The sequence below is a fragment of the Scytonema millei VB511283 genome (assembly GCF_000817735.3).
Classification (GTDB): domain Bacteria; phylum Cyanobacteriota; class Cyanobacteriia; order Cyanobacteriales; family Chroococcidiopsidaceae; genus Chroococcidiopsis; species Chroococcidiopsis millei_B.
On record NZ_JTJC03000001.1, the window covers coordinates 684893 to 711132 of the forward strand.

At 45.1% G+C, this 26240-nt stretch carries 27 protein-coding genes and 1 tRNA gene; 12 read left to right on the top strand and 16 right to left on the bottom strand.

Going from position 1 to position 26240, the window contains the following annotated elements:
• Positions 1-48: 48 nt before the first annotated feature.
• Entirely contained in the window at positions 49-483 is a 435-nt protein-coding gene (locus QH73_RS03120; RefSeq protein WP_039715190.1) for an NfeD family protein, read from the bottom strand.
• Between the two features lie 91 nt (positions 484-574).
• Complete coding sequence (locus QH73_RS28590) at positions 575-700, bottom strand: hypothetical protein (RefSeq protein WP_286194034.1); 126 nt, start codon at positions 698-700, stop codon at positions 575-577.
• Between the two features lie 131 nt (positions 701-831).
• Here QH73_RS28590 and QH73_RS03125 point away from each other — a divergent pair, with 131 nt between their 5' ends.
• Complete coding sequence (locus QH73_RS03125) at positions 832-1056, top strand: ferredoxin-thioredoxin reductase variable chain (RefSeq protein WP_039715191.1); 225 nt, start codon at positions 832-834, stop codon at positions 1054-1056.
• Positions 1057-1219: 163 nt separating this feature from the next.
• On the opposite strand, the gene QH73_RS03130 is transcribed toward QH73_RS03125, so the two are convergent.
• Positions 1220-1744: a hypothetical protein gene (locus tag QH73_RS03130; RefSeq protein WP_015157119.1), complete on the bottom strand. Its 525-nt coding sequence runs from the start codon at positions 1742-1744 to the stop codon at positions 1220-1222.
• A gap of 407 nt (positions 1745-2151) precedes the next feature.
• Here QH73_RS03130 and hemF point away from each other — a divergent pair, with 407 nt between their 5' ends.
• From hemF to QH73_RS03145, 3 genes are all read left to right on the top strand, one after another.
• Positions 2152-3183 carry an oxygen-dependent coproporphyrinogen oxidase gene (hemF, locus tag QH73_RS03135; RefSeq protein ID WP_039715192.1) on the top strand — a complete coding sequence of 344 codons (1032 nt, stop codon included), beginning with the start codon at positions 2152-2154 and terminating at the stop codon, positions 3181-3183.
• Between the two features lie 71 nt (positions 3184-3254).
• Complete coding sequence (locus QH73_RS03140; RefSeq protein WP_039715193.1) at positions 3255-3593, top strand: hypothetical protein; 339 nt, start codon at positions 3255-3257, stop codon at positions 3591-3593.
• Positions 3594-3651: 58 nt separating this feature from the next.
• A complete protein-coding gene (locus QH73_RS03145; RefSeq protein ID WP_132866538.1) occupies positions 3652-4080 on the top strand; it encodes an HNH endonuclease in 429 nt (142 codons plus the stop codon).
• Positions 4081-4192: 112 nt separating this feature from the next.
• On the opposite strand, the gene QH73_RS03150 is transcribed toward QH73_RS03145, so the two are convergent.
• The gene (locus QH73_RS03150; protein WP_039715194.1) at positions 4193-4768 is read right to left on the bottom strand and encodes a chromophore lyase CpcT/CpeT; all 576 of its coding nucleotides are present in this window, start codon (positions 4766-4768) and stop codon (positions 4193-4195) included.
• Positions 4769-4831: 63 nt separating this feature from the next.
• Complete coding sequence (locus tag QH73_RS03155) at positions 4832-5341, bottom strand: GNAT family N-acetyltransferase (protein ID WP_039715195.1); 510 nt, start codon at positions 5339-5341, stop codon at positions 4832-4834.
• Between the two features lie 230 nt (positions 5342-5571).
• Here QH73_RS03155 and psb29 point away from each other — a divergent pair, with 230 nt between their 5' ends.
• Positions 5572-6324, top strand: a complete 753-nt coding sequence (gene psb29, locus QH73_RS03160; protein ID WP_132866541.1) for a photosystem II biogenesis protein Psp29 — start codon at positions 5572-5574, stop codon at positions 6322-6324.
• Positions 6325-6398: 74 nt separating this feature from the next.
• Here psb29 and QH73_RS03165 read toward each other — a convergent pair whose 3' ends face one another.
• The 3 genes from QH73_RS03165 to QH73_RS03175 all read right to left on the bottom strand — a co-directional run bounded on the left by QH73_RS03165 (position 6399) and on the right by QH73_RS03175 (position 8378).
• On the bottom strand, positions 6399-6764 hold the full coding sequence (locus tag QH73_RS03165) for a phage holin family protein (RefSeq protein WP_039715197.1): 366 nt from the start codon (positions 6762-6764) through the stop codon (positions 6399-6401).
• Positions 6765-6933: 169 nt separating this feature from the next.
• Positions 6934-7458 carry an ExbD/TolR family protein gene (locus tag QH73_RS03170; RefSeq protein ID WP_039715198.1) on the bottom strand — a complete coding sequence of 175 codons (525 nt, stop codon included), beginning with the start codon at positions 7456-7458 and terminating at the stop codon, positions 6934-6936.
• Between the two features lie 80 nt (positions 7459-7538).
• On the bottom strand, positions 7539-8378 hold the full coding sequence (locus QH73_RS03175; protein WP_039715199.1) for a MotA/TolQ/ExbB proton channel family protein: 840 nt from the start codon (positions 8376-8378) through the stop codon (positions 7539-7541).
• Between the two features lie 240 nt (positions 8379-8618).
• On the opposite strand from QH73_RS03175, the gene QH73_RS03180 reads away from it, so the two are divergent.
• Entirely contained in the window at positions 8619-8915 is a 297-nt protein-coding gene (locus tag QH73_RS03180) for a YkvA family protein (RefSeq protein ID WP_015157128.1), read from the top strand.
• A gap of 167 nt (positions 8916-9082) precedes the next feature.
• Positions 9083-10897, top strand: a complete 1815-nt coding sequence (locus QH73_RS03185) for a hybrid sensor histidine kinase/response regulator (protein WP_039715200.1) — start codon at positions 9083-9085, stop codon at positions 10895-10897.
• 52 nt (positions 10898-10949) lie between these two features.
• Here QH73_RS03185 and QH73_RS03190 read toward each other — a convergent pair.
• Positions 10950-11022: transfer RNA gene (locus QH73_RS03190), tRNA-His, on the bottom strand.
• Between the two features lie 118 nt (positions 11023-11140).
• Here QH73_RS03190 and QH73_RS03195 point away from each other — a divergent pair.
• The 4 genes from QH73_RS03195 (at position 11141) to cobA (ending at position 14699) form a co-directional block, all read left to right on the top strand.
• Positions 11141-11521, top strand: a complete 381-nt coding sequence (locus QH73_RS03195) for a DUF4359 domain-containing protein (protein ID WP_039715201.1) — start codon at positions 11141-11143, stop codon at positions 11519-11521.
• A gap of 405 nt (positions 11522-11926) precedes the next feature.
• Entirely contained in the window at positions 11927-12622 is a 696-nt protein-coding gene (locus QH73_RS03200) for a manganese catalase family protein (RefSeq protein WP_039715202.1), read from the top strand.
• A gap of 429 nt (positions 12623-13051) precedes the next feature.
• Entirely contained in the window at positions 13052-13888 is an 837-nt protein-coding gene (locus QH73_RS03205) for a sirohydrochlorin chelatase (RefSeq protein ID WP_039715203.1), read from the top strand.
• 40 nt (positions 13889-13928) lie between these two features.
• The gene (gene cobA / locus QH73_RS03210; RefSeq protein WP_039715204.1) at positions 13929-14699 is read left to right on the top strand and encodes a uroporphyrinogen-III C-methyltransferase; all 771 of its coding nucleotides are present in this window, start codon (positions 13929-13931) and stop codon (positions 14697-14699) included.
• Between the two features lie 51 nt (positions 14700-14750).
• On the opposite strand, the gene QH73_RS03215 is transcribed toward cobA, so the two are convergent.
• The 4 genes from QH73_RS03215 to pruA form a co-directional block, all read right to left on the bottom strand.
• On the bottom strand, positions 14751-17375 hold the full coding sequence (locus QH73_RS03215; RefSeq protein WP_132866544.1) for a phospholipid carrier-dependent glycosyltransferase: 2625 nt from the start codon (positions 17373-17375) through the stop codon (positions 14751-14753).
• A 4-nt stretch (positions 17376-17379) separates the two neighbouring features.
• Entirely contained in the window at positions 17380-17841 is a 462-nt protein-coding gene (locus tag QH73_RS03220) for a GNAT family N-acetyltransferase (protein ID WP_039715206.1), read from the bottom strand.
• Between the two features lie 80 nt (positions 17842-17921).
• Positions 17922-18488 (bottom strand): Uma2 family endonuclease, encoded by a 567-nt coding sequence (locus tag QH73_RS03225; RefSeq protein WP_039715207.1) that lies wholly within the window; start codon positions 18486-18488, stop codon positions 17922-17924.
• Between the two features lie 207 nt (positions 18489-18695).
• Positions 18696-21752: an L-glutamate gamma-semialdehyde dehydrogenase gene (pruA, locus tag QH73_RS03230; RefSeq protein WP_052289982.1), complete on the bottom strand. Its 3057-nt coding sequence runs from the start codon at positions 21750-21752 to the stop codon at positions 18696-18698.
• Between the two features lie 470 nt (positions 21753-22222).
• On the opposite strand from pruA, the gene QH73_RS03235 reads away from it, so the two are divergent.
• A complete protein-coding gene (locus QH73_RS03235; protein ID WP_039715208.1) occupies positions 22223-23305 on the top strand; it encodes a class I fructose-bisphosphate aldolase in 1083 nt (360 codons plus the stop codon).
• Positions 23306-23365: 60 nt separating this feature from the next.
• Here the strand turns inward: QH73_RS03235 and QH73_RS03240 are convergent, their stop codons facing one another.
• The 3 genes from QH73_RS03240 to QH73_RS03250 all read right to left on the bottom strand — a co-directional run bounded on the left by QH73_RS03240 (position 23366) and on the right by QH73_RS03250 (position 26188).
• A complete protein-coding gene (locus tag QH73_RS03240; protein WP_165587610.1) occupies positions 23366-23512 on the bottom strand; it encodes a hypothetical protein in 147 nt (48 codons plus the stop codon).
• Between the two features lie 126 nt (positions 23513-23638).
• Positions 23639-25822 carry an alpha-glucan family phosphorylase gene (glgP, locus tag QH73_RS03245; protein ID WP_039715209.1) on the bottom strand — a complete coding sequence of 728 codons (2184 nt, stop codon included), beginning with the start codon at positions 25820-25822 and terminating at the stop codon, positions 23639-23641.
• A 57-nt stretch (positions 25823-25879) separates the two neighbouring features.
• A complete protein-coding gene (locus tag QH73_RS03250; RefSeq protein ID WP_132866547.1) occupies positions 25880-26188 on the bottom strand; it encodes a hypothetical protein in 309 nt (102 codons plus the stop codon).
• Positions 26189-26240: the final 52 nt, after the last annotated feature.

The window sequence follows — 26240 nt, forward strand, 5'->3', positions numbered from 1 at the left end:
GCGCCCGTACAAAAATTTAGATAGCGCGCCCGTACAGCAGTATTAGTCTTAATGATGAATTAGGCTTTCTGGCATCACGATTAACGTAGTCCCCTCTCGACTGACGACATAAACTTTTTGTTGTGGAAGTATGCTGAGCTTTTCGTCAGCACATTTTGCCCGCCAAGAATTCCCTTCGTATAACACCCGTCCCTCTTTCCCCGCAGTAATTTCGGTTAGAGTCTCCGCTACTGTAGCATCTCGAATTTTAGAGTGTCGCTGAGGCACTGAGATTAAGCGTCGTGACAGCAAGACACAAGCTGTGGATAAGGCAAGCCATACGACGACTTGCAAGCCTAGATGAGGCAAAATTGGCACTGCTATGGCGACGACAACGGCACTAACTCCCATTGCGAAGCATACAAAGGCTGTAGGTAGCACGAGTTCGATCGCACAAAGAGCGATCCCGAGAAGCAACCACAACCAGACAAGATTAATTGACATTTTTTAGATTTTGCGCTGTCTATCTTAAGTTTTACTCTTTTCTACTCCTAACCGTCACTTAGAAGTCGTAAGTCGGGAGAGTGGCTAGTGGCTAGTGGCTAGTGGGTAGTAAATAGGGTGTGGGGTGTGGGGTGTGGGGATTTTGGATATTGAATTGATTTTCCCCTCTGCTCCTCTGCACCTGAAGCTCCCTGCTCCCTGCTCCCTGCTCCCTCATAACTGATAACTGACAACTGAAACGTAGGGGACGATCTTATGCAAAGATAAAAGATTGTGACAAGTAAGCACTGATACAGAGGACGAGCAGTGGTGCAAGTCTGTGGAGAGGAAACAGTAGGTTCAAAGGTTATGAAAGTTGGCGATCGCGTTCGTGTTAAAGAATCCGTTATCGTATACCATCACCCAGAACACCGCAACCAACCCTTCGACATTAAAGGTTTGGAAGGAGATGTGTTGGGTATTGTTAATGAGTGGCATGGCAGACCTGTAAGTGCCAACTTACCTGTTTACGTGCAGTTTAGTAAAAAGTTCAAAGCACATTTACGGGAGAATGAAGTCGAACCCATATCGTAGAAAAGCACCAAATTGGTGCTTTTCTACAAATAATGGCTGCGGCGAAACCAACTTTTGAATGTTGAGTTCGCCCTGCATTTGTGGCAATTCTTGCCAATGTCTCGCTCTGACAGTGTTTGCGTTTTAAACGCTCGTGACTCCTCAGCTATTACCCATTCCTCTTTCAAAAATCAAAACAGCTATTCTTAAAAGGTTTTGGCTTTCCTGATAGGGCTGAGTTAGCAGCTTGTTCGGCAGCCTTGGCTAAAGCTGCTGCAACTTGTTCGGCGCGGTGACGAGTCAAAGACCAAATTAGCGGAGATAGCCAGCCATCTAGAGTAACAGAATAAGAGACGCAGGTACCGCAAACGGTAGATTCGACTTTATAGGTAATGTGTTCTTCCACTCCTGGGATGGCAAGCACGCGCACGCGCAATAATTCTCTAGGACATACGCTTTCCACAAAGATCCGAATTGGGAAGGGTCCCATCCGGGTGACGGCTTCAAAAATTAATCCCGGCTTCGGAACTAAGCCGTAGGGTACATTAGTTTTGGTCAGTAACGGATGCCATGAAACGTCTGCTAAGTCAACTACCTTTTGCCATAATTCATCTACCGAAGCCGAACTAATTTGTCTGTAAGTACGTACTAAAGAACACTGAACGCGACGACCCTTGCGCTGAATCAATTTTGATATATAGCGTCGCATTTTCTGATTCCTCCTTTTGCCTGTTGAGCTTAGCAGGCATTCTGACTTCGGCGGCAACCAAGGCAAGTATTAATGATGATTATTTTGGGCAAACTTTCTCTAGAATACTCAATTAGAGTTTAGTATTTCACTGAAGATTTTCGCTTCGCTGTATTATGGGGTGTTAATTTGAGGGACAATATGTTCAGTGGTCTATTATCTGGATTGACTCAACGGATGATCTTAAGTCATTTGCAATTGGTGCGATCGCGGTTTGAAATATGACTCGATTGTGACTGAGTAATGTAAAGCATTTTTAAGTTTTGCCAGTTAAATATTGCTTTCCCTGCTCAAAGCTTTCAGACTTACACAAAATTGTAGATGTTCCTTGCCACAAAATAAAAATTTAACAGAATTTTATTGAGAACATGACGACTGCTTCTACAGCCCAACCAACTTCCTCCCAATCCTTACCCCCAACTGATGCGAAAGAACGAGTCAGCCAGTGGATGAAACAATTACAAGATAAGATTTGTCAAGCTCTCGAATCAGCGGATGGTGCGGGTAAATTTCAGCAAGACGAGTGGGAACGAGAAGAAGGCGGCGGCGGGCGATCGCGCGTGATGCGTGAAGGTAATGTATTAGAACAAGGAGGAGTCAATTTCTCCGAGGTATGGGGTTCTCATTTACCGCCGTCGATTTTAACCCAACGCCCAGAGGCAGCAGGACATAAATTTTACGCCACGGGTACTTCAATGGTGTTACATCCCCGTAACCCTTACATACCAACAGTTCACCTAAATTATCGCTATTTTGAGGCTGGTCCCGTTTGGTGGTTTGGTGGTGGGATAGATTTAACCCCCTATTACCCATTTGCTGAAGACGCAGCCCATTTCCACAAAACACTGAAGCAAGCTTGCGATAACCATCATCCAGAATACTACCCAGTCTTTAAGCGCTGGTGTGACGAGTATTTCTATTTGAAACACCGTCAAGAGACTCGCGGTGTCGGCGGAATCTTTTTTGATTACCAAGATGGTAGGGAGGGACAACTGTATCGCGGACCTCATTCTGATAGTCCGGCGGCTGTTTATAGCAACCAACTGGGTAATCAACCCTCTCGTAGCTGGGAAGAAATCTTTGCTTTCGTGTGCGACTGCGGCGAGGCGTTTTTACCATCCTACTTACCGATTATCGATCGCCGTCAGAATATAGAATATGGCGATCGCGAACGCAATTTCCAACTCTATCGACGCGGACGTTACGTGGAATTTAACTTAGTTTACGACCGAGGCACGATTTTCGGGTTACAGACCAACGGACGCACGGAATCAATTTTGATGTCTCTCCCTCCCTTGGTGCGCTGGGAATACGGTTACACGCCAGAACCCAACACTCCCGAAGCCGAATTGTACGAAACTTTCCTCAAACCCCAAGATTGGGCAAATTGGAAACCCTAAGCTAGCATCCTTTGTAGAGACGTTGTGTGTAACGTCTCTATAACTCATCAGAATTGTATGAGTAGAAAGTTATGTCTGAGTCATTACAATACATCACTAATCAAGAGGGCAAACAAGTCGGCGTACTACTGGATATGGAAACGTACCGTAGACTAGTTTCTCTTCCATCTGATGCAGAAATTCTATCAGGATTAAGTGTAGATGAACTACGCGCCTTAGCAGATAGTATGCTAGCTCCTGCTGCTCAAACTCAACTAAGTGAATTACTGGCTCGAAATGCCGAAAACCAGCTTTGTACAGATGAAATAGCAGTTCTAGAGCGTTTGTTGACGCAGGTTGACCAGCTTAATATTCTCAAAACAAGAGCTAGATATACTCTCAATTTACAGCACCAGTCAGACATAGCGTGAGTACATCCTTAAAACAAGAGCTAAGTAAACTCTAGATGTACAGTACCAGTCAGACAACGTGAGTGTATATATTTCTGTTAAATTGCAGCAACAAATTCGTAACCGTTTTAGAAATTGCTGTGCTTATTGCCTAACATCTGAATTTCTAAATGTCACAACATTTGAGTTTGAACATATTACTCCCCGCTCGGCTGGTGGAGCCACTATTTTTGAAAATCTTTGCTTGGCTTGTCCTTCCTGTAATCGCTACAAAGCTGTTCGACAAACAGCCGTAGAGCCACTCACTCAGAAAGAAGTCACACTATTTCATCCTCAATGTCAATCGTGGACAGAGCATTTTGCATGGAGTGATGATGCAACAGAAATTATTGGACTCACATCCATAGGTAGAGCAACTATTATTGCTTTGAAAATGAACCGTCCTCAGTTAATTCGTGTCCGCAGGATGTGGGTAAAAATGGGCGAACACCCGCCAAGATTTGAATAACAAGTGCTAGATAGGAAGTATCGATGTTCTATACCAAAGCTGAACTATTTCTTCCATATCTTCTGAGTGGTAGGTTCGAATTTTTAACATCTGGCATTCCACTGCAAAGCTACTACAGCTTTTTGAAACGATATGCGCCCATAATCGCGCCCCACTTAGCCGCACCTGTATTCATATCTATGCCTTTGTCGTAACTCAAAAACTCTTCGGGAGTGGCTTCAAAACCAAGATTGACTTGTTGAGTATTGCCTTGATAGGTGAAACAGCACTTTGCATTTGGTGGGATTGCGGCTTTGAAGTGATAGCTATTGGAACCTAGTTGTTGCCAAGTTACGACTAATAAACAACCAGGTAATAACTCAAAATCGTCAGCAGTAAATTGTTGTAACCTGTTAGGATTTGCCCCAGCACCGCGCACGGCAGTAAAGTCTTTAGGTATGTAGTACTGTACTTGAATTTGTCCATCCTCACGCGCCTGCATTCGCATCAATCGCGGACGATAGGGTTTATCTAGATACAAAGCATTGGCTTGTTCGGCAAAAAGGGTAATGCTGTCTTCTTGAAATAGGGGGACGGGTTTTTGCCACAGCCGTAAGTGGACGAACCAGGCAGGGTCGGCGATCGCCTGGGCTTTATTCTCAAATTCACCCGTCATATAATCGGCGAGGGCAATTAGTTCTAGTGTCATAACCGATCGAAAAAATTCAAAACTATTGAAAACAAACGATAGATCGAGGATTTGAGACTAGACTCACTCCTCGCCCCTCGCTCCTCTCTCCTCACAATTAAAGTATTCCTGCTCCAAAATCGACATAACGATTTGAGAGGCATACTTATCTTGCTGCTTCACGACTTCTCTGAGCAATCCTTCCTCGCGAAAACCTACCGATTGATATACGTGTCTGGCGCGGTGGTTGTCCTCAAACACATCTAACCAGAACCGATGAGCTTTGTATTCCGTAAAAACCCAATCTAACAGCAAACGTAGTGCCTGCTTACCATAGCCTTGCCCTGGTTTTGCCATAACGATGCGGACTAAACAAATATTGCTATGAGGTGATGTAAGACCAGATAAAATTGCATACCCGATCGCCGCTTCAGTTTCATCATTTTGGAAGATGAAATATTGACAATCTTGTGAATCAAGATATTGCTGGTGTTGCTCTCGACTAGAGGAAAAAATAAAGTTTTGAAATTCTGCTCTAGTTTCCTGAGCCAGAAAAAAGTCAATATCTTCAGGACGTGCAGTTCGCGATCGCATTGTTCAGTTATCAGGGAGCAGGGAGCAGGGAGTAGGGAGCAGAGAGCAGGAGGAACAGAGCTTCAGGTGCTTCAGATACAGAGGAGAACGATCTCCAATTCCGATTTCCGAATTCCGATTCTCGACTTCCGATTCTCATAGTAAATCCTTGAGACCGATCGGTTTGACCTTGGCAAAAGTTACGATCAAGCGAGACAATAATCTAATAAGTCTTCCCGCTATGTTTAATTGTGAATAACCTGCGTACTGTCTCCGATACCAAGCGAAATTTCTACAATCAACACACCCGCCCGATCAACACGATCTATCGGCGGGTGGTAGAAGAACTAATGGTAGAAATGCATTTACTCTCAGTCAATGCTGATTTTCGCTATGACCCCATCTACGCTCTAGGTGTCGTTACGGCATTTGAGCGGTTTATGCAGGGCTACCAGCCAGAACGGGATAAAGAACCGATCTTTGAGGCGCTGTGTCAGTCTATCGAAGATAATCCCCAAAGATATCGCCAAGATGCCGATCGTTTGCGTCAATTACTGCAAAACGTATCGGCGCAACAACTATTTGACTGGATCGAGGGTAAGGCTTCCCTGCAAGGCGCAGAGGATCTGCAAGCACAAATGCAGGCGATCGCCCAGAACTCCAAGTTCAAATACAGTCGCCTATTTGCGATTGGTGTCTTTACCCTGTTAGAACTAGCAGATGCGGAACTTGTCAAAGATGAGAAGCAGCGAGTGGAAGCGCTCAAGCAAGTAGCAACGGCTTTGCACGTACCAGAAGATAAACTTAACAAAGATCTGGAGCTATACCGCTCTAACCTCGATAAAATCGAGCAAGCGCTGATTACAATGGCAGATATCCTTTCAGCCGATCGCCGCAAGCGCCAACAACGCTTACAAGAAAAAGAAGCTGGCGTTGCTACTACCAACGGTGACAGTGGTTCTGCTTCTGGCTCGTCCCAAGATAAGACTCCCTCTGGTTCATAGTCATGTAGTACAAACATCTGTAGGGGCGCACAGCTGTGCGCCCCTACAAATCAAATACGCAAACAGATTTTATCTTAGTAAGCCGGAGTCACAAAAGCATAGATCAGATGGCTGACAACGGAAAGCGCCAGCGCCCCCAGTAGAACGCTCCAAATTCCGGCTCGGAGGCGAAAACCTTGGACTACAGAAGCTGCAATACCAAGGGCGATCGCCGAAATAGCAAAGGTGACAAATCCCGATAATAAACCAAACGTGAGCAAATTAGGGATAAAAAATAGCGCTCTTAAAATTGGATTCACAACAGCAGCGACTACCCCTAGTACAGCTGCCGAAAGATATGCTTTAGCAGGGCTATCGACTTCCACGCCCACTGGAAGTTTGCTGACAATCAACAGGCTGGAAGCACTCACTAACCAAGCAATTAATAAGTCGATTAGCATACCTACAACTCCTTGAGTTTTAGACTGAGAATAACTCACTTATAAGAGTAGGCTAGCGAATCAGACGACTAGAATTCATCTATAAATTGACAGAAAACAAGCTACACCCTGCTGCTTTTCTATCTCCTTCGTTGTCATGTTGAGAAATTGTCTTTGTACTGCTTGGAGTTCATGGCGACTGGGGTGCAATCGGCGCAGTAGAATTCAGGCGAGGGTCGGTGTTAGGATTAATCGGAGCTAAGGGTGTAAGGTCTGGCGATGACAGATTAGAACCAGATGGTAGATCGGGGGAGCCGGGAGTGGTAGCTAAAGCAACGCGATCGCCTCCAATTTGCCGCATGATATCTAATAGCTGAATCACATCGTTGTAGCTCGACGACCGCGAAGCATTTAAAATAATTGTCCCGAGGGGATTAGCTTGAGTGTAAGCTTTGAGCGTTTGGGTCAGCTTATCTATTTGTACTGGCTCTTTCTCGACATAAAGCTGTCCGTCTTTGAGAGTTACAATCAACCGCGATTGGAACATTGGCGCTGTACCAGTACTCGCCTTGGGTAACTGAATTTCAATCGCCTGCTGGCGTGTGAATTGCAGTGCTGCTAAGAGGAAAAAAGTCAAAATGCAAAAAATGACATCAATGAGAGGAATAATTTGAACTTGAACTTCTTCAATTGGTGAGTGAAGGTTGATTTTCATAACATTGCTAGCTTTAACAGCAGAAAATTACGACACGAATTACTCTTGCTTTTGACTTTTGACTTTTCACTTTTGACTTCCTAGACTTCTGGTGCAGCAGAATCTTCTCGCTGACTGGGAGATTGAGGCGGAACGCTGTAACCAGGATTTATGTTTGTTTGCGGATTTATTGGTGGTTCGGGATTAACAGTCCTTTTATTAGCTAAGTCGAAGCTAAAACGCCGATCGGAACCGCGTCCAGGGATAACTTCTGGTGTTGTCATGGCAGCAGCAGGAGGAGCGGTCGGAGAATCTTGCAGGTTAACCCAATACTGACGGTATAGTAATTCTAATTCGCTACCTGCACGGCGAAATACTTTAATTTGATTGACAGCAAATCCTTGAAATAAGCGGTAAAAAACCAAACTGACGATCGCCACAATCAATCCTGTTGCCGTACTGATCAAAGATTCACCAATACCTGTAGTCACGCCAGCAGAAGAAGCCGAACTGATTTGTCCTAAAGTAATCGAACCCAACGATTGAATCAGTCCCAGTACTGTTCCCAACAATCCTAGCAGGGGCGAAAGCGCGATCGCTGCTTCTAAAATCTTCTCCCCTTGACGCATAGAGGCAATTTCATCTTCTGCGGTTGACTCTAGTGCCAGCCGAAATACTTCCGGATCGGGTGTAGACAAACGTAACGGTGCGTATAAGAACCTACCCGCAGGTTGATAGGAAAATTTTCTGGCTAATTCCGTAGCACTTTGCCAATTTTGTTGAGCTGCGTCTAGAACGCGCTCGACAATTTCCCGTTCTTGAGAAAAAATCTTAAACCAAAACCCCAGCCGCTCGACGATCACGCTCAAAGCTAAAATAGACAGTGCTAGCAGAGGCCACATGGCGGGTCCGCCTTTGCGGAAAATATCTATAACATCCACTGTTGTTTCATTCCTCCTTTGATTCTTTCGGCACAGCATACCACTGGATCGGATTGCTGCCCACTGATAAGCAATTTAATTTTAAGCGTCTTAGCTGTTCATCTCGTGTTTTGTCACCCATCGCGAGAGCGAAAAGATCGCGATCGCTTTATCGTATCTTCCCAACTTTTGAACGACGGTTTTTCCCACCTCTATAAGCTAAGTTATTTGTCAAGATAAAAGAGAGCTGGAGGTACATAAATGAACTTTTCAATCCAATCTGTTTACGGCTGGTATCGTAACACTCTACGCAATCCTAAATACCGTTGGTGGATAATTCTCGGTACGGCATTGTATTTCCTGATGCCATTTGACATTGCTCCCGACTTCTTGCCGATTGTAGGACAATTGGATGATGTCTTTTTATTGACGCTATTGGTATCAGAAGTTTCCCAAATGGCGATCGAAGGCTACAAAACCCGTAAAGGGAAAAGCACGGCTAACGCCACCGATACCACTGGTAGTACAGTCGATGTAGATGCGGTATCTGTAAAGTAACAGTAACAAAAATTTAATATAATCTAACCATTTGTCCTTCCTCTGTCGTACCTGACGGCTCTTTGGGGAAGGATATATTTTTGCTTGTTTAAAAAAGAAATATGCGCTCGCCAAAGCCGAACATTAGCTTGATACCATAAAAAGAAAAACTTTCTATAAAGCTTTCTATGCAGGAGTTTTGGCACAATTTTTTTGGTTCGAGTTCATTTATCCCCCACGGACATTGTTATCTTTGGCAACCAGGGTTAGTTTGGCTGCACATCTTATCTGATGCGTGTATCGCATTTGCCTATTATTCAATTCCATTTACATTAGTTTATTTCGTCCAAAAGCGAAAAGACTTGCCATTTAACTGGATTTTTTGGCTATTTGGGGCTTTTATTATCGCTTGCGGCACGACTCACCTAATGGAGATCTGGACTTTATGGCATCCTACCTATTGGCTCTCAGGCACGCTGAAAGCTGTCACGGCTTTAATTTCTCTCTATACAGCTCTAGAGCTAATGCCATTAGTGCCGCAGCTACTGGCTCTACCCAGCCCCGCACAGCTAGAAGTAGCAAACCAAGAATTACGCAGTCAAATTCTCGAACGAGAACGCGCAGAATCACAAATTCGAGTTTTAAACGCCCAACTCGAACAACGAGTCACAGAGCGAACGGCAGAACTAGAAATAGCAAATAAATTAAAAGATGAATTGCTCGTCCGCGCTCAAACAGCACGGGCTGAGGCTGAAACAGCAAACCGGATGAAGGACAATTTTCTTGCCATCATTTCTCACGAGTTACGCACGCCCCTCAATCCGATTCTCGGTTGGTGCAATTTGCTGATGAGCCGCAAATTCGATCGAAGTCGCATTGATAGCGCGATCGCCACGATCGATCGCAACGCTAGGCTCCAGGTACAACTCATTGACGATTTGCTAGATGTCTCCTCAATTTTGCAGGGCAAATTAAGCTTGAATGTCTCTCCAGTCAATTTAGCTTCCGTTATTACAGCAGCATTAGAAACTGTCCGTCTAGCAGCTGAAGCAAAATCAATTCAAATGGTAACTCGGCTTGATGCGAATGTAGAAATCGAAGGCGATCCGACACGCTTGCAGCAAGTCATGTGGAATTTACTGTCTAACGCCATTAAGTTTACACCTCAGGGAGGACGGGTAGAAATTTCGCTGCAACGAGTGGAAGAGGAAGCAACTACCAATTCAAAATTCAAACTTCAAAATTCAAAATTAGATCGCGCACCACGCACTAAATATGCCCAAATTCAAGTTATTGACACGGGAAAAGGTATTAGTGCCGATTTTATTCCTTACATATTCGATTACTTTCGACAGGAAAGCAGTGCCACAACCAGAAAGTTCGGTGGGCTGGGATTGGGATTGGCGATCGTGCGTAATATTGTCGAAATGCATGGTGGTAACGTCGCGGTAGCTAGTCTTGGTGAAGGACGGGGTTCTACATTTACTGTAAAAATTCCGCTGCTAGGAAAAACTGAGGAAACTGCCACGCCTGTAGCAGTTACAAGAGAATTCCCGGTTCTCGACTCCACTGTAACAGCGTACTGCCGATCGCCCCTATCGGCTCCCCTCACTGGCGTGCAGGTTTTAGTTGTAGACGACGATGCTGATTCGCGAGATTTTATGACCTTTGTGTTGGAAGATGCCGGGGCTACTGTCACCGCAGTTAGCTCAGCTGTTGCGGCTTTAGAAGTGTTGACATCACAGCTCGATATCTTAATCAGCGATATTGGAATGCCTGATATGGATGGTTATATGCTGATGCAGCAAATTAGAGCTTTGTCACTAGGGCAAGGAGGCAAGATTCCAGCAATCGCGCTAACTGCCTACGCGGGAGAGTGCGATCGGCAAAAAGCGTTATCAGCAGGCTTTCAAAAGCATATTGCTAAACCCATCGAACCAGAGCAATTGATAGAAACTGTTACCCTTGCACTCCAGGGAGTAAATTCTATGAACAGAGTATAGTTATGCACGATCGCGATCGAGTGTGCTTGGTAAACAAAACTTCACTTTACAGGGCGAACGATGGGACTCGAACCCACGAGTGGAGGAACCACAATCCTCTGCCTTAACCACTTGGCTACGCTCGCCATTGTATATACCAGTATACTATCTTATCAGCTATTTCTCAATATCGATCGGTACTGGAACCGAGCTAACCTACATTCAGTCCAGCAACAGAGTCAACAGTAACGTAATATAGGCAGCATGAAGCGATCGACAAGTATTAGTTATATAGGATTAGTAGTTCTTGGCGGGCTGGGCGTAGTAATGGCATTGACTAATCCCGATCGCTCTGCCTACGAGATTTATGCTGGCAAACGGTTAGGAACTTACATCAAGGATGAAGTTTGCCCGCAAGCGCCGAACATATTCGGTCTGGCTTTGCAGCAAAACTGTAGTGACTTAGTTGATTCTAGTTCTCCTGTCATCCAACGTATTGTAGCTAACAACACCAAGCGCCAAAACTTTCTTTTATTTAGCATCTATACTACCGATCTTGCCGTTGGTGGCGTAATTCCGTCATATCGTTTTCAAACGGTTGGTGCAATGCAAAACTTTTTTACCTACTCTGCCCAGAAGCAGTAGTTAATCAAAAGTCAAAAGTCGTAGGGGCGGGTTTTGACCGCAAAATTACGGGTTTTGGCTGTCAATCTACTTGCTAAACTCGCCCGTACAAAAGTCACAGAAAAATCATAACTTTACGATCGCCGAGAATTGAAACTTCAATCCCCAATTCTATTCATGGGATACGACTTACGACTTACGACTTACGACTTACGACTTATAAAAACTCTTTCCTCAGATGCACTCGCCACTTTGGTTGCTGGGTTTACACTGAATCTTAGTGGTTGTGACACCAGTAATTTTTAGCCTGTAATCATGGCGATCGCAGATTTAAAAAAACTAAATCGAATCTCAGCACTGAGAAAGCAAAGTTTTTTTCAGGAAGAGCGATCGCGAATTGTGAAAAATTGAGAGAGGAGAATTCGCATGTTTTTTCATAAAAAAGAACCAATTCACGTTGTCAACATTAAAGAACCAAATCCTCGCTTTGCTCAACTTTTGCTAGAACAATTTGGTGGTGCAACAGGCGAACTTTCTGCGGCTCTACAATACTGGGTACAGTCTTTTCATGTAGAAAACGCAGGTATTCGCGATATGCTACAAGATATTGCGATCGAAGAGTTCGGTCACTTGGAAATGGTGGGCAAAATGATTGAAGCTCACACTAAAAATGTAGACCAAACCGATGCATATAAAAGTACTTTGTTTGCCGTGCGTGGGATGGGACCTCACTTTTTAGATAGCCAGGGGAATGCTTGGACGGCTAGTTATCTCAATGAAGGTGGCGATGTCGTGCGCGACTTGCGGGCTAATATTGCTGCGGAAGCTGGAGCAAGACAAACCTACGAAGAATTAATTAAGCTGTCAACTGATGAGGGGACAAAAAATGCTTTAGTGCATTTGCTAACACGGGAAATTTCCCATACGCAGATGTTCATGAAAGCTTTGGATTCTATGGGCAAGCTGACCGAACCGTTCTTTGGTAATATTCAGCCAGACGAAACGGTTGATATCTACTACAATCTATCTACCAACGGTACGCAAGACGAACGCGGTCCTTGGAACTCGGAACCAACATTCCGCTATATTGCCGACCCCGTGAATGAAGTGACTCAAAGCTAAGAATAGAAGTTAGAGAAAACGTTAGGTTCTGTAACTTCTAGTTTGGTTATTTAATCAAGAGCAGATAAGTTAGTGGATTGGAAATCTACTAACTTTTTTTATGGCAATACTTAATAACGGTTATTGGTCATTGGTCATTGGTCATTGGTCGAACAATAAGGATGCTAGACATGTTCTGTTGCATGTCTTAAGACTCAAATAGAAGTGCTATATTTGTAGAACTGTAAAAATGCACAAACTAGATATGGTAAGTAAGTTAGAGAGCGATCGCGATGCAAACAAGCAGAGATCGAAATCTATGGCGATCGGTTCGTAGCTGAAATAATAGCAGCAATTGATACAGAAAAACTTATCTGAAAGTCATTTGCTAGATAAATCACACAATTGAGTCACTATCAAATTCTCAAACTGTCAAATTCCTAATTATCGATGCAATCCGCCTATCTACTGGTATCTCACGGCAGTCGAGATCCGCGCCCGCAAGTGGCGATGGAACGCTTGGCATGGCTTTTGCAAGGGAGCAGAGAGCAGGGAGCAGGGAGCAGGGAAGCAGAGGAGCAGAGGAAGCAGAGGAGACTAGGGGCAGAGGAGAGATCGAGAGCAATTCTAGCCACTAGCCACTCACTCGACTCCCGACTCCCGACTCCCGACTCCCTATCCCTTCTAATAGGTACTGCTTGTTTAGAGCTAGGTCAGAAGCCACTGCACCAGCAGATTGCAGAGTTTAGCGATCGCGCCTTATCTTACGGATATCAGCAAGTGCAGATCGTGCCGCTGTTTCTCTTGCCGGGAGTCCATGTCATGGAAGATATTCCAGCGGAAGTGGAGCAGGCGCGACAAATCTTGAAATCAAAGGTAAAGCTGGAATTACGTCCTCATTTAGGTTTCCATGCTGGCTTAGCAAGGCTGTTGAAACAGCAGCTAGACCGGACGCAGGCAGAGCAAACAATCTTGCTAGCACATGGGAGTCGGCGCGCTGGTTCTGAGTACCCTGTAGAAGCGATCGCCCAACAAATAAGTGCTGTAACGGCATATTGGTCAGTTGCTCCTAGTTTAGATCAACGGGTGCAAGAATTGGCACTCGCAGGATGGCGACGAATTGCGATCGTCCCGTACTTCTTGTTTGCTGGAGGTATTACCGATGCGATCGCGGAAGTTGTAGGACAATTGCAACAACAATTTCCCGCGATCGAGTTTTGTCTGATGCAGCCACTAGGGGCAACTCAGGAATTAGCCGATCTGATTTGGGATCTGATCGAGACCTAGATTTATTGACATATCAACTGCCAAAACGCCAAGGAAGAGAATGAACGAGTTTGTGGGTAAGGTCTACTTAGTGGGTGCGGGTCCAGGCGACCCTGGTTTATTTACACTCAAAGGTAAGGCATTGTTGGAATGTGCCGATGTTGTGGTTTACGATGCCCTCGTAAGTCCGGCAATTCTAGGCATGATTAACCCCTTGGCAGAAAAAATCAATGCAGGAAAGCGGCGGGGAAAGCATTCGTTGGTACAGGAAGATACGACCCAGTTATTGATCGAAAAAGCGCGAGACAACGCAGTGGTGGTGCGGTTAAAAGGGGGCGATCCATTTATCTTCGGGCGTGGCGGCGAAGAGATGGAAGATTTGGTAGCGGCTGGGGTGTCAGTGGAAGTCATACCTGGTATTACTTCCGGTATTGCAGCTCCAGCTTATGCAGGTATCCCATTAACCCACAGAGATTATAGTTCTTCAGTCACGTTTGTTACGGGTCACGAAGCAGCAGGAAAGTATCGTCCCAAAGTCAATTGGGCAGCTGTAGCCCAAGGTTCGGAGACGATCGCAATTTATATGGGAGTCCACAATTTACCCTACATAGTCAAGCAGCTATGCGAGGCAGGGTTAAGTGCAGATACACCAGTAGCTCTAGTACGTTGGGGAACTCGACCGGAACAAGAGGAATTGATCGGCACATTAGAGACAATTGTGGCGCAAGTAGAAACTACTGGTTTTAGCGCCCCCGCGATCGCCGTTATCGGTAAAGTCGTCAACTTGCATAGTCTATTAGCAGGCTGTCGCCCTGTTTTGGTGACAAGCTAAGGACTACTTCTCTCGCACCACACTCTTTCCCTACTCCCTACTCCCTACTCCCTACTCCCTAAAAGTAGAATAATCTTGCCATGCTTGCATGAGATTGCCTTGCATCAGAGCAGCAATTCCATGTAAGGCGTGTAATTCTGGGATGTTGGAGTTGAGTGCTAGAGCAGGTTTGAGGGCAGTTTGGGCGGCGGCTCCATTCCAGTTATATAAATGGACAAAGGCAAGGTAGGCATAGGCATAGGGGTTTTGCGAGTCTAGCTGCGTCACTCGTTCCAGCGCCGCGATCGCACCTTTTACATTTTGTTGCAATATTTGAGCTAACGTCAGAGCGTAAGCCCAGTCGATATTTTGCGGTTCCTGTTTCAGCCTGTATTCCATTGCCAGTTGCACCTGTACCAAATAATCTTGGATTGGGTCGTATTGATTAATTCGTCCCACTTCTGCAAAGACTCGATCTAATGCCTTAATTCCTTGAGGTAACGTTGCTGCTAAAAGTCGTTCTTGCGTAACTAAATCTAATTCCGGTGCAGGTGTGGCTGTAGCCGCAGGGTTAATTTTTAAGTTAACTGGTGGTACGGTGATGGGATAAGTTTCACCTGTATTGCGGTTTAAATATGTCGCCTCCAAAGTATAAATCCCCGCAGATAGATCGGATGGAGGCATCATTGCCGAGCGTTCTGTGACAGTGTAGGAAGTCAGTAGGGGCGGGTTTAGCGACAGAGCGTCAGTTAAGGCAAGAGAGCCTGGTTCAAAACCCGCCCGTACGGGAGTCGGGAAATTGTGAATTAAATTGCCCATGCCGATCGCGCGATCGTGTATCCAGCGATCGCTTTGTTTGTCACTATCCCGATTTTTCCATGTGAGTAACACAATACCAGGTTGCAACTGCTCCCACGTTCCAGACCACTCATAAGTTACCGGAATCGGCTTTCCGGGTGGTGCTACTGACGGTACTGTGACTCTTGATAGTTTTATGTTGGTAGTTGGTAGTTGGTAGTTGGTAATTGGTAGTTGCTCCCCCAGCTTTCTTCCCCGACTCCCGACTTCTACTTGCGGTACGCGGCGATGATACAGTTTCAAGCTGCTACTATCGGGCAAAGTCCAAGTTTTTTGTAAATTGAAATCGGGGGACTGTTCCACGTACTGCACCATAGCAGTTTGAGCATTTGGAACCGAGCCTTGTTCGCCTGTTTTCGTGACAAACCAATCGAGCGATCGCCCGTCTTGGACAATTTGCTGTTGGCGCGTTCCTACTTGTCGTCCGTAAACCTGAAAGTTTCGTAATGCCCCAAAATAATTTAAATTATGTTGATTGACTTCTAAGGTTGAAGGCAGCACGCCTAGATTGGATATAAGATTTGGTGCTGTTTGGACGATCTCTTCAATGACTTGAGCGTGGGGATACTCCGAACCCATGTAAGCATAATGTTTGGCATTAGGGCTAAGACTTGAAGCAAAACGACTACCTAATATTCCTCCTAGAGGAAACAAATTTAATCCCATGACTAATACTGTCAAACCTACCGTACTCCAGCGAATTTGCTGTCCCCAGCGCCCGCGCCAGCACGTCATACCATAGGCAAGCAACAGCGCGACTCCAGGTAAATAAGGCACGACATAGCGACTATCTTTATTCAGGTTGAGCGAACAGAGCAGATACGCACCGATGAGGAAGATTGCAAGCCATATGAGGGAGTCGGGAGTGTTGTTTTGACTTTTGACTTTTAACTTTTGACTTTTATAAAGCAACAGTCCTACGATTGGTACGAGCAACAGTACCCAAGAAATATGCTCTGGGAGTAGTTTCCAGTAGTAAGTCCAAGCATCGAGGGTATTGAGGGCAGGATCGCCTTCAGCTATGGCAGAATCTACTGTGGCTCGTTTTCCTCCCGTGAGAATCAGCAACCAGTTTGTCCGATACCAAGGCATAAACACGATCGCCGATAGAAGTAGAGCGATCGCAAATTGGCAGATTCGTCCAATATTGCGTTTACGAATAACTTCAACCCCAGTCCAGACAACTGGTGTTAGCAAAAAAAACAACGCCGTTTGCTTAACTAACAGCGCCATTCCCAGAGAAATACCAAATGCGATCGCCCAAAACCAATTGGGGATTATTTTAGGTGTAGGGGCGCACAGCTGTGCGCCCCTACCATATTGAATTTTCCCTTGTCCCCTCATCCTCCAAACCGTTAAACACCAAAAACACAGTGTCACGACAGCCGTAAGGGGATAATCGAGTAAAAAGTCTAGGCGTAACTTATATAATCCTGGGATGAGCTGGCATATGCCAGCTGCCCATAATCCGACTTCGGCGCTAAATAGTTGTAACCCTAGTCCGTAGACGGAAACAAGCAGGATAGCACTGAAAAATAGATTTACCAACGTAGCGCGATCGCTGCCAGTGCCAAACATCAGTTGGGTTACAGCCGCAGCAATCTGCGCTAGGGGAGGGGCTTTTGTGGAAAGCTGCCAAAAATCCGTCCACCAATCGCTACTGAACCACTGGGGCTGTTGTAGTGCTTGCCAGTAATTTAACGAACTCGTCAGATATTCTGCCCGATCCCAATCTGGAACAGAGCGATCGCAGGCAAACCAGATGCGATCGACTACGACTCCTGCTAACCATATCAGCAGGAGAATGAGCAAATGGCGATGTTTGAATTTAGCTAACACGAAATCAATAGGTTGAGCCTAATTTCTTCCTCATTTTGACATGGGGAATGCCAGCTTCTTCAAATACTGCTCCCTCTGGTTCAAAACCTAGTTTTTGATGCAATCCTTGGATGTATTCTTGGGAGTGGATGACGACTTCTTGCATCTTCTTTTGGGTTGCAAGCGCGATCGCTTTTTCCATAATTAACTTACCAATGCCTTTTCCCCTACCTGCTGGTAAGACAGCCAACCTTTCAATTTTCGCTGTTGTATCATCCAAATATCTAATTCTAGCAGTACCGATAGGTCGATCGTCCAAATAAGCAATAATTTGGTCTGATGATTCATCTTGACCATCAAAATCTAATTCTGGATCTATTCTTTGTTCTGATTGAAAAACTTCTGTTCTAACCGATCGCATGGCTGAAAAATCTTCAGGTAATTCCGCAACTTTAATTGTTAAATTAATATCAAAATTGCTTGACATTTGCTCTAGAACATTTTGGCTTTTAACACAGATTACCTTACAAAACTTTGTGTCTTTGCGACTTTGCGCGAGCGTTTATTTTAAGCAAATAACAATGCGATCGCACAGGTAAAACCAGGTAGCATAGGTGAATTTAACTCATCTCCACTCATCAGAGTGGCAACTAAATTTAAAACCGCTCGATCGCGCCGATAAACTTCAACCTGTTGCTTGTGCCAATCTACAATCCAATATTCTCTCACACCCCTTGCTGAATAAAGCTTGAGTTTTAGTTCCTTATCGCGCTTCTCATTTTCACTACCAGAGGATAGCACTTCTACTACTAACTCCGGTGCAGCAGTTAAATGTCCGGCTTCATCTAATAAGACAGATAATCTTTCATTGCTAGCCCAAACCACATCGGGAATAACAGCATCAGTATCAGAAAAAATTACCCCAGGAGCAGGTACAACTTCTCCTAATCCTGTAGTTTGCGACCATAGACCCAATGCAATAATGATTCTGGCACAAGCGTTTTGATGTTTCCAATGTGGCGCTCTGGTCACAAACAATTCCCCGTCAATAATTTCGTAGCGGTTGCCATTATCTGGAAATAAATCTAGATCGGCTGTTGTCCAGATGACTCTATCGGTTATGGGTAAATTCATGAGCAAGTCAAAAGTTAAAAGTCAAAAGTTAAAATTATGAACCTACGCTATACGGACATATTTTGGTTTCATTTGTTATATAAATTAAACGTGTAAAAGCTTACCAGGTAGTCATCTGTATCCAAAATTTGAAGAAGGGCGGGTCGATCAAAAATTTTGAATGGAAACAAAGATTATTGGTGAACCTGCCCCTACAATGATATCAATCTATTCTGCGCCTTCAATGGGGGCAAAACCCTGACGCTGAACGTTTTCCGTGATTGCACGCGGTTCCAAGAATTGTAATAAATAATCGGGACCACCAGCTTTGGAACCAACTCCAGACATTTTGAAGCCGCCGAAGGGTTGTCTGGCGACGATCGCCCCTGTTATCGTGCGGTTGATATACAAGTTACCCACTTCAAACTGTTCCTGTGCCATCTGAATGTGGGATGGGGTACGAGAATACAGTCCCCCCGTCAAGGCGTAGTCAGTCCCGTTAGCAACGGCGATCGCCTCTTCAAAGTCCTTCACCCGAATTACCGCTACCACGGGACCAAAAATCTCTTCTTGGGCGATCGTGGCTGTGGGAGGCACTTCGGTAAAAATCGTAGGGTTGACAAAATAGCCGTTATCTGAGGCAGGTATTTCTACAGCGACTTTTGCTTCTTGTCGCCCTTGCTCGATATACTCGCGAATACGAGCTTGCGCGTTACCATCAATGACGGGACCGACTTGAGTACTGGGTAATTCCGTTGCACCAATGTTGAGCGATCGCGTCGCTTCTACTAAGCGGTGAATGAAAGTATCGTAAACCGAATCTAAAACAATGACTCTTGATGCAGCCGAACACTTTTGTCCGCTATAACCGAAAGCCGATTGCACCACACCCACCACGGCTTGGTCTAGATCTGCACTTTCATCGACAATCATCCCATTCTTACCACCCATCTCGGCGATAACGCGCTTGAGATGCTTTTGTCCTGGTTGGACTTTTGCCGCTTCCGCATAAATCCGACAACCCACTTCGCGGGAACCTGTAAATGCAATTAAGTGCGTGTCGGGATGGTTTACCAAATGCGCCCCAACTTTAGAACCTTTCCCAGGAACAAATTGATAGACACCTTTGGGAAATCCAGCTTCAACCAAAATTTCGGTTAATTTTGCCGCAATGACAGAAGATGTTTCCGCAGGCTTAAGCAGAGTACAGTTTCCTGCTACCAGCGCCGCTACAGTCATGCCAGTGGCGATCGCTAAAGGAAAATTCCAAGGAGAAATTACCACCGCAATTCCCCTCGGTTGGTAAAGGTAACGGTTTGTTTCCCCTGCTACGTCGTAGTTGTAACCTGCATCTAATCTTTCCATTTCCGCCGCATAGTAGCGACAGAAATCGATCGCCTCCGATACTTCTGAATCGGCTTCTTTGACAGGCTTACCAACTTCTAGCACGATCCATGCTGATAGTTCGGCGCGGCGGAGTTCCATCAAATCGCCAGCTTTGCGCAAAATACTCGCCCGTTGCTTGGCTGGGGTATTTTTCCACCCAGGAAAAGCCGCCTTCGCCGCTTGCATTGCCTGTTCTGCTTGTTCGACGCTGAGGAGTCCGACTTTTCCCACCACCTCGCTGAAGTTTGACGGATTCACAGAATCAATAATTTCTGATGTAGAAACGTACTCGCCATTAACCAGAGGCAAATAGGTTTTACCAAATAGCTGTCGCACTTGTTGAAAAGCCTGTTGTGACTGTTCTCTCGCCTCGACTACGGCATAATCGGTGTCAGCAGCAGGATTGAAGGGGTGAGGAGTGAGGAGTGAGGAGTGAGGGGAAAGCGATCTTCTTTCCGACTCCCGACTCCCGACTCCCGACTCCCGACTCCCGACTCCCTGCTCTCGACTCCCTGCTCCCTGCTCCCTCAAAATAGGTGGTGCAATCAATTCCTCAATCGGGCGTTCTTCCAAATTTTGGCGCAGGAAGGAACTATTGGCGGTATTTTCCAACAAGCGGCGAATCAAATAAGCCATTCCAGGTAAAAGTTCGCCATAGGGACAGTAAACCCGGACTCGATAACCGCGATCGCTTAATGCTTTTGCTAGTTTATCGCCCATGCCATACAGAACTTGCATTTCAAAGCGACGACGAGGAATTTTGAGAGTTTCAGCGATCGCGATTGCATGGGCTTGCGATCGCACGTTATGACTACCTATTGCTGAATAGATGTATTCGTGATTTTCTAACAACAACTGGGTAATTTTTTCAAAGTTCAGATCTGTGGCTGCTTTGTCGTTAAATACAGGTTGCTGCCAGTGTTTTTGTTCGGCTTTAATCGTTTCTTGATCCCAATAGGCACCTTTAACCAGTCTGACGGTTAAGGGATAGCCTCGCTGTTTTACCCAAGCGATTAAATCTTGCGCATCTCGTTCGCTGTCGCGCAAATATGCTTGAATTGTTACACCAACATCTGTACGACTGCGAAATTCTTCTTCTTGCAAAACTTGTTTTAAAATAGAGAAAATCAGGTCTTTGTAAGCGTATTGTTCCATATCAAAATGGATCGATACGCCTAATTCTTTGGCTTTTCTTAATACAGTACGGATGCGATCGCTAACTCTTGCCGTACTACCTGCCGCATCCAATGGATCGAACTGAGAGTAAAACGCCGTCAGCTTTACCGAAACTTGTACTTGTGGCAAAGCTTCCCCATCAGCTTCATCAATTTGGGCGACTGGTTTCCAATTCTTGCTAGCTGCTGCTAGCTGTGCCATTAGATCTAAATAACGTTCTAAATATGACTGCGCTTCCGCTTCAGTAATGACTGCTTCACCCAAAATATCGATGGTGAATGCCATTTTTTCCTTCCGCAGCCGTTCGATTGTCTTTAATGTCTGCTGAATATTTTCTCCAGCGATATATTTATGCGCTAAAGTTTCTACAGCTGTAGATACTGTCGTTGCTGCTACCTGCCCAGGCATAGAATCTGGGTTAGCAAAATTGAGCATTCCTTTTAAGGCAGTCGGAAGTTCTACCGACTCATCGCCAAGGTATTCTTGTAAATGGCGAGCAATTTCTGGCTTACTCCGCAAAGCAGGCAAACAGTCAATAAAACGAAATAGCTGCACCCGCAACCCAGGATTACTCATTGCCCAAGCGAGTAACTTGTCATCCCAGCGCATTTGTTCGCGGATTGAGGCAAAAAACGAACGATTTTCTCGCGTCGCCGCTAGCAATTGTTTGGCGATTTCCTGCGTTTTTGGTTCGTAGGTGCTTGGTTGTGCTTGTAATACCACAGATGGCAGACTCCCTGTTGAAGGCATTGAGGCAATTCGATTGCAATCTAGGTGCGATAACTTGAGTGCGATCGCTCTCCTATTGAAAGGTTTTCACTCCCTCTTAACTTGATTTGTAGCATAAATAACTTTCTTCAGTTATGAGTCATGATGTTTGCTCTATTTATCAGTCACTTATAGCGTTTCCCAGCAGGTGTAATACATGGGTAGGGGCTTACAGCTGTGCGCCCCTACAGATCTACGTACCTCATTTAACTGAGAATGACTACGATCTTTTCAGCTCTTCATAAGTTACATTTTAATAATTACAAGTTTGACAAAAAATGAATTCTAACTAGCGAAAGGGAAGGCACTGAAAACCAGAAATCAAAAGCGCTAGCTAAGAAGATCGGAAACCGTCCAAATGGAACAGCGCAAGCAATGTTAATTATTGTCAGAATGAGAAATGAAACTCATTAAGGGAAATTGCTATGACTGCTACGCTGTCTGCACCCCAAGCGATTGAGTCTTGGTTGGGTCAAGAAGCAGAAGACCTCCTCACGTACAAAGCTAAGGTTCCCAAAGATTTATTACATTTACCAAGCCCAGACGCAGTAGACCGATTTTTTAGCACGAGCGATCGCAATCCTCAAGTATTGCGCAGCCTTCAGCAACTCTACTCTCACGGGCGATTGGCAAATACGGGTTATCTTTCAATTTTGCCAGTAGACCAAGGGATCGAACACTCCGCAGGGGCTTCGTTTGCACCCAATCCAATGTATTTCGATCCAGAAAATATTGTTAAATTGGCAATGGCAGCCGAGTGTAACGCCGTTGCTACCACGTTGGGTGTTTTGGGCATAGTTTCTCGCAAGTATGCCCACAAAATCCCCTTCATTGTCAAAATCAATCACAACGAGTTACTCACTTTTCCCAATCAATTCGATCAAGTTTTGTTTGGTTCGGTCGAGCAAGCTTGGAATTTAGGCGCTGTGGCAGTTGGAGCTACAATATACTTCGGTTCGGAAAACTCGACGCGCCAAATTCAAGAAATCAGTCGCGCTTTTGCCCGCGCCCACGAATTAGGAATGGCAACAATCTTATGGTGCTATTTGCGTAACAACGCCTTCAAGCAGGATAAAGATTATCACCTAGCTGGCGATCTCACCGGACAGGCAAACCACATCGGTGTCACGATTGAAGCCGATATTATCAAACAAAAATTGCCAGAACTCGATCGCGGTTACGAAGCTGTTGCTAAAGCTAGCGGCAAAAGTTACGGTAAAACTAACGAAAGAATCTACACCGATTTAACGAGCGACCATCCAATCGATCTCACCCGCTACCAAGTTCTCAATTGCTACAGCGGACGAGTGGGATTAATTAACTCTGGTGGTGCTTCTGGTAAAAATGATTTTGCCGAAGCCGTGCGTACGGCTGTAATTAACAAACGGGCTGGTGGTTCTGGCTTAATTTCCGGTCGCAAAACCTTCCAACGCCCCTTTGAAGAAGGAGTCAAGCTGTTCCATACAATTCAAGATGTTTACCTCTCTCCAGAGGTAACTATTGCTTGATGCTGTAGAAATAGGACTTTGGATAAAACTGGATAAAACTATCCAAAGTCCTAATTTGTGTTAGTTACCCTGTTTTTGCGGGTCTTCTTCATCCATAACCTGAGCCAGCATCCAGGGAACTGGCAAAGTTTCCCAACGCGATTGAGAACGCTTGGGTAAAGCTAGCTGGCGATCGCGATTTCGCCTGGTCAAACGAGGACTTTTCATACTCTCATCCTCCAATTTTGCAAATCGTAAAATTTACTGAGTTTAAGGAGAAATTAAATTGCTCCTACTGCCAAGCATGACAAACCTGCATGAAAATCATTTAAATTCTGCATGAGAATCTTCTCATTAAATCGGCGCAGCATTATTTGCCGTTGATAAATACATTTGATGTACGTATTCCATTACCATCCGGTCAGTATTAAACCTTGGGATTGCAGTTTTAATGGAAGCTTTCATCATGGCGATCCAGCGATCCGGTAACTCTGGCGAAGTGCGATCGTAAAACAAAGGTACTATCTCTCGGGTAAGGAGATCGTAGAGAGATTCGGCATCTTTTTGCGCCTGAGCTTCAGAATCGTCTAAAGAACAATCTTCGCCAATTGCCCAACCGTTGACACCTTTACTATCTGCTCCCTGCTGATAGGCTTCGCGCCACCAACCATCGAGAATACTGCAATTAATTCCCCCATTAAAACAGACTTTCTGCCCGCTAGTCCCTGAAGCTTCTTGAGGTCTTAGAGGAGTATTGAGCCAAAGATCGACTCCTTGAACTAACTTTTTCGCTATCAGGATGTCGTAATCTTCCAAAAAGATAATTCGCTGGTGTAATTCTGGGCGACGAGTCCACTCAATTAAATTTTGAATAATCTGCTTGCTCTTGTCGTCCGCCGGATGAGCTTTACCAGCAAAAATTATCTGTACGGGTTGGGCTGAATTGCTCAAGATTTGCAGAGCGCGTTGCGGCTCGCGAAAAATTAAATCGCCGCGTTTATAAGAACTGAAGCGACGAGCTAATCCAATTGTTAATACGTTAGGGTCAAACAGGCGATCGCATTCCTCTATAGCTTGAGGATCTTCACCTCGTCTTTGCCTTGTTTGTTTTACCCACGTTCTGACATGAGCGATTAAATCTTCCTTAAGTTGTTGATGTCGCTGCCAAATTTCTGCATCGGGAATATTATTTACGTTTTCCCAAAGGTGGCGATCGCTCATCCGTTTTGTCCAGTCTTTATCCAAATATTGAGCGTATAATTCTGAAATCGACGGTGCAGTCCAAGTTCCCGCATGAACGCCATTTGTAATCGCCCCAATTGGTGCTGGTTCTATTTCCTGTGGATAGAGTGGCGACCACATTTGACGATTTACCCCACCATTAAGCTGACTCACGCCGTTAGCTGCTTTTGACAGCCGCAAAGCTAGCGCCGTCATACTAAATTTTTCCTCAGTGTCTTGTTGCTCTGATGCGCCCAATGCTAAAAATTGGTCTTTTGTCAGTCCTAGCTGCTGCCAGTAATTAGCAAAATACTCCGTCATCAAATCGATGGAGAAAGTTTGATGTCCAGCCAGCACGGGTGTGTGAGTGGTGAAAACGCATCGCTGTTGTACGACAGTTTTGACTCGCTCGAAAGGTTCGCCTCGATGTACTAACTGACGGGCTACTTCCAGGAGTGTAAAAGCAGCATTGCTTTCATTCAAATGATAAATTTTGGGGTCGAGTCCTAAATGTTGTAACAGCCTGACTCCGCCAATACCTAAAACCATTTCTTGGGCAATGCGAACGTTGTCATTTGCCTGATAGAGACGATTGGTAATTTGGCGATCGCGCTTTTGATTATCCTCCAATCCCGTGTCTAGTAAATAGAGATTTACCCTACCGACTCGCACGCGCCAAGCTTGCACTGTAACCGAGCGATCGCACATTGTCACTTTAATTTTTAGCGGTTCCCCACTTGAATCTCGCACCAATTCCAAAGGTAATGTTTCTAGATCTTGCTCTGGATAAGTTTCTTGTTGCCAACCAGAGGCATCTAACTGTTGTTGAAAATAGCCTTGGCGATACAGCAATCCTACGCCTACCATTGGTAAACCTAAATCTGAAGCTGACTTGAGGTGGTCGCCTGCTAAAATTCCCAAACCGCCAGCATAAATATGTAGAGTCTGATGCAAGCCAAATTCCACGGAAAAATATGCTACTGGTTGTTGAGGCGTAATCTCAGGAGCAGTCTGCTTTGCCCAGGTGGAGTGAGAAGATTGCATGTAGCTGTCAAATTTCGCAGCTACGGATCTGAGGCGTTCTAAGTAAGCTGGTTGTGTTGCTAGCTGTGCGAGTTTTTCTTCTGACATTGAAAGAAATTGTATGGGGTTATGCTGGCACTGCTCCCATGCTGACACGTCAATATCGCGAAAAATGGCTACACCCTCCGGTGTCCAGCTCCACCAAAAGTTTAGCGCTAGCTGCCCGAGCGAATCTAGATTTGAGGGCAGCTTGGTAGTTAAGCGAGATGCCAGAGATTGTAGAAGTTCAACCATTCGAGTGAAGTGAGTAACTTTACTAGAGCCAGTGTATGAGGAAGCACTTCTATGCCATCATCCAACTACAGGCAGAAGTCGTTTAAGAAAGCAGAAGAAAGGAGTCGTAGGGGCGGGTTTTGAGGAGAGATTTCCATTCTCAATCGAGTATCTGGGGCTAAACCCGCCCGTACAGAAAGCAGAAGAAAGGATTTGTTGGGTCGGGTTTTGAGGAGAGATTTCTATTCTCAATCGAGTATCTGGGGCTAAACCCGCCCGTACAAAAGTCGTAGGGGCGGGTTTTGTCCCTGAATTTCTAGCCCAAGTCGAGAATCTCGTGCTAAACCCGCCCGTACAGAAGTCGAAAATCTTAGCAGTAAAAGACACAAATTCAGACGTTTACTTTAAGATATGCTTAACTGAATTGGAGTTTTGCAAT

Bases quoted from the DNA above. Each gene is read 5' to 3' on its own strand.
- QH73_RS03120 (WP_039715190.1), bottom strand. From the start codon at position 483: ATGTCAATTAATCTTGTCTGGTTGTGGTTGCTTCTCGGGATCGCTCTT.
- QH73_RS28590 (WP_286194034.1), bottom strand. From the start codon at position 700: ATGAGGGAGCAGGGAGCAGGGAGCAGGGAGCTTCAGGTGCAGAGGAGC.
- QH73_RS03125 (WP_039715191.1), top strand. From the start codon at position 832: ATGAAAGTTGGCGATCGCGTTCGTGTTAAAGAATCCGTTATCGTATAC.
- QH73_RS03130 (WP_015157119.1), bottom strand. From the start codon at position 1,744: ATGCGACGCTATATATCAAAATTGATTCAGCGCAAGGGTCGTCGCGTT.
- hemF (WP_039715192.1), top strand. From the start codon at position 2,152: ATGACGACTGCTTCTACAGCCCAACCAACTTCCTCCCAATCCTTACCC.
- QH73_RS03140 (WP_039715193.1), top strand. From the start codon at position 3,255: ATGTCTGAGTCATTACAATACATCACTAATCAAGAGGGCAAACAAGTC.
- QH73_RS03150 (WP_039715194.1), bottom strand. From the start codon at position 4,768: ATGACACTAGAACTAATTGCCCTCGCCGATTATATGACGGGTGAATTT.
- QH73_RS03155 (WP_039715195.1), bottom strand. From the start codon at position 5,341: ATGCGATCGCGAACTGCACGTCCTGAAGATATTGACTTTTTTCTGGCT.
- QH73_RS03165 (WP_039715197.1), bottom strand. From the start codon at position 6,764: ATGCTAATCGACTTATTAATTGCTTGGTTAGTGAGTGCTTCCAGCCTG.
- QH73_RS03170 (WP_039715198.1), bottom strand. From the start codon at position 7,458: ATGAAAATCAACCTTCACTCACCAATTGAAGAAGTTCAAGTTCAAATT.
- QH73_RS03180 (WP_015157128.1), top strand. From the start codon at position 8,619: ATGAACTTTTCAATCCAATCTGTTTACGGCTGGTATCGTAACACTCTA.
- QH73_RS03185 (WP_039715200.1), top strand. From the start codon at position 9,083: ATGCAGGAGTTTTGGCACAATTTTTTTGGTTCGAGTTCATTTATCCCC.
- QH73_RS03195 (WP_039715201.1), top strand. From the start codon at position 11,141: ATGAAGCGATCGACAAGTATTAGTTATATAGGATTAGTAGTTCTTGGC.
- QH73_RS03200 (WP_039715202.1), top strand. From the start codon at position 11,927: ATGTTTTTTCATAAAAAAGAACCAATTCACGTTGTCAACATTAAAGAA.
- QH73_RS03205 (WP_039715203.1), top strand. From the start codon at position 13,052: ATGCAATCCGCCTATCTACTGGTATCTCACGGCAGTCGAGATCCGCGC.
- cobA (WP_039715204.1), top strand. From the start codon at position 13,929: ATGAACGAGTTTGTGGGTAAGGTCTACTTAGTGGGTGCGGGTCCAGGC.
- QH73_RS03220 (WP_039715206.1), bottom strand. From the start codon at position 17,841: ATGTCAAGCAATTTTGATATTAATTTAACAATTAAAGTTGCGGAATTA.
- QH73_RS03225 (WP_039715207.1), bottom strand. From the start codon at position 18,488: ATGAATTTACCCATAACCGATAGAGTCATCTGGACAACAGCCGATCTA.
- QH73_RS03235 (WP_039715208.1), top strand. From the start codon at position 22,223: ATGACTGCTACGCTGTCTGCACCCCAAGCGATTGAGTCTTGGTTGGGT.
- QH73_RS03240 (WP_165587610.1), bottom strand. From the start codon at position 23,512: ATGAAAAGTCCTCGTTTGACCAGGCGAAATCGCGATCGCCAGCTAGCT.
- glgP (WP_039715209.1), bottom strand. From the start codon at position 25,822: ATGGTTGAACTTCTACAATCTCTGGCATCTCGCTTAACTACCAAGCTG.